The 3303-nt window shown below is 45.7% G+C and carries 1 pseudogene; it reads left to right on the top strand.

Features of this window, described 5'->3' with window-relative positions:
- Positions 1-3303 (top strand): annotated as a pseudogene (locus tag AB4375_RS21145) (hypothetical protein); the annotation flags it as partial.

The raw sequence follows: 3303 nt of genomic DNA, 5'->3' as shown, positions 1-3303 counted from the left end.
CTGACTTCAACCGTAACGCTGACCATTACTGATGGCGATAACCCAACGATTGATGAGGTACCAAGTGTTACTTTGTCTGAAACTAATTTAGCCGATGGCTCTGCGCCAAGCGGCAGTGTAGTCAGTCAAACCGAGATAATTACCTTCACCAATCAAAGTGATGATGTGGCGAGTTTCCGTATTGAACCTACTGAATTTAATGTGGGTGGAGCACTGAAATCGAATGGCTTTGCCGTTGAGATAAAAGAAGATTCGGCTAATCCGGGAACTTACATCGGTTTTATTACCGATGGCTCGAATACTGAAGTTCCTGTATTCACGATTGCTTTCTCTACGAGTACGTTGGGTGAATACACCTTTACTCTGCTTGAAGCGTTAGACCATGCGGATGGTTTAGATAAGAACGATCTGAGTTTTGATCTGCCGGTTTATGCGGTTGATACGGACGGCGACGATTCACTGGTGTCTCAGCTGAATGTGACCATCGGTGATGATGTTCAAATCATGCAAGATGGTACGTTAGATATTATCGAGCCAAATCTTGCAGACGGCACAATCACAACCAACACCATTGATGTGATGCCAAACCAAAGTGCTGATGGTGCGACGATCACTCAGTTTACTTATGACGGTCAGCTAAGAACGCTTGATCAAAATGACACTGGTGAACAGCAGTTCAGCTTCACAGAAGGCGAGTTGTTTATCACCCTTGAAGGTGAAGTGCGCTTTGAACCTAATCGCGATCTAGACCATTCCGTTAGCGAAGACATCGTGAAGTCGATAGTAGTGACTTCAAGCGACTTCGATAACGATCCGGTGACTTCAGCCATTACGCTGACCATTACTGATGGTGATAATCCGACTATCGATTCGGTACCGAGCGTTGTACTTGAAGAAGCTGATTTAACTGATGGCTCATCGCCAAGTGGCAGCGCGGTTAGTCAAACGGAAACCATCACTTTCACTAATCAAAGTGACGATGTTGAGAAATTCCGTTTAGAACCAAGTGAATTTAATACTAACAACGCGCTCAAGTCCGATGGCTTGATCATTGAGATTCGAGAGGAACCAACAGGATCCGGCAATTATATTGGTTTCACGACCGATATTTCGAATGTCGAAACCACTGTGTTTACACTCGATTTCAGTAGTACCACTTTGGGTGAGTACACCTTCACGCTTCTGGAAGCGATTGACCACACGCCTGTTCAAGGCAATAACGATCTAACATTCAACTTGCCAGTCTACGCGGTTGATAGCGACGGTGATGATTCGCTAATGTCGCCACTGGCTGTAACTATCACTGATGATATTCAAGTGATGGTTAATGACTCTCTCACAATTGAAGAGCCAACGGTTGCAGATTTGGCAGCAGGTACTCCGACGACAGCTTCCGTTAATGTACTTGATGAAGAAGGTGCTGATGGCACGACCATTACTCAGTTCACTTATGATGGTGGGGCGGTATTAACGCTTGATCAAAACGATACAGGTGAGCAGAAGTTCGTGGTTGCTGATGGGGCATTATATATCACTCTGCAAGGCGATATTCGTTTCGAACCAAGTCGTAACCTTGACCATACTGGTGGCGATATCGTGAAGTCGATAGTCGTAACTTCAAGTGATTCCGATAGCGATCTTGTGTCTTCAACGATAACGCTAACCATTACTGATGGCGATATCCCAACGATTGACACGGTGCCAAGCGTTACTCTGTCAGAAACGAATCTGAGCGACGGATCTGCTCCGAATGCAAGTGCGGTAAGTTCAACTCAAACCATTACCTTTACTAACCAAAGTGATGACGTGACGAGTTTCCGTATTGAACCGACTGATTTTAATGTTGGTGGTGCTCTGAAATCGAACGGATTGGCGGTCGAACTGAAAGCTGACCCAACTACACCGGGTGGCTACATCGGTTTTGTGACTGATGGTTCGAACGTTGAAACTAACGTGTTTACGATTAGCTTCTCGGATACCAATTTAGGTCAATACACCTTCACCCTGCTTGAAGCGTTGGATCATGTAGATGGCTTAGTGAAGAATGATCTGACTTTTGATCTTCCTGTTTATGCGGTTGATAGCGATGGTGATGATTCACTGGTGTCTCAACTGAATGTGACCATTGGTGATGATGTACAGGTCATGCAAAACCAAGTGCTTAATATTATTGAGCCAACGGTTGCTGATTTGGCTGCAGGTACTCCGACGACAGCCACTGTTGATGTGATGCCTAGCCAAAGTGCCGATGGCGCGACAATCACTCAGTTTACTTACGATGGCGGGGCGGCAATAACACTCGACCAAAACGACACCGGTGAACAGAAGTTTGTATTTACTGAAGGTTCACTGTTCATCACCTTGCAAGGTGAAGTGCGTTTCGAGCCAAATCGCAATCTAAACCACACAGCGAGCGAGGACATCGTGAAGTCGATTGTGGTGACCTCAAGCGATTTAGACAACGATGTACTGACTTCCACAGTGATGCTGACGATTACCGATGGTGATATTCCGACCATTGATGCAGTGCCAAGCGTTACTCTATCTGAAACTAACCTTAGCGATGGCTCTAGCCCGAGCGGTAGCGCAGTAAGTCAAACCGAGACGATTACTTTCACTAACCAAAGTGATGATGTGACCAGCTTCCGTATTGAACCTACTGAATTCAATGTCGGTGGTGCACTGAAATCGAACGGTTTTGCGGTTGAGATAAAAGAAGATTCGGCCAATCCGGGTACTTACATCAGCTTTATTACCAATGGTTCGGGCGCTGAAATCCCAGTGTTCACGATTGCCTTCTCTACGAGCACACTGGGTGAATACACCTTTACTCTGCTTGAAGCGCTAGACCATGCCGATGGTTTAGATAATAACGACCTGAGCTTTGATCTACCTGTTTATGCGGTTGATACGGATGGCGATGATTCATTGGTGTCTCAACTGAATGTGACCATCGGTGATGATGTTCAAATCATGCAAGACGGTACCTTAGATATCATCGAGCCAAATCTGGCTGATGGAACAATCACAACCAGCACTATTGATGTAATGCCAAACCAAAGTGCTGATGGCGCGACGATCACTCAGTTCACCTATGACGGTCAACTAAGAACACTTGATCAAAATGACACTGGCGAACAGCAATTCAGTTTCACTGAAGGTGAGTTGTTTATCACCCTTGAAGGGGAAGTGCGTTTTGAGCCGAACCGAAACTTAGACCACTCGGTGAGCGAAGATATCGTGAAATCGATTGTTGTAACCTCAAGCGACTTCGATAACGACTCGCTGACTTCAACCGTAACG

Source organism: Vibrio sp. 10N.261.51.C6, from assembly GCF_041471785.1.
GTDB lineage: Bacteria > Pseudomonadota > Gammaproteobacteria > Enterobacterales > Vibrionaceae > Vibrio > Vibrio crassostreae_C.
Note: the sequence above shows the minus strand (reverse complement) of the source record. Positions and strands in the feature narration are given on the sequence as shown.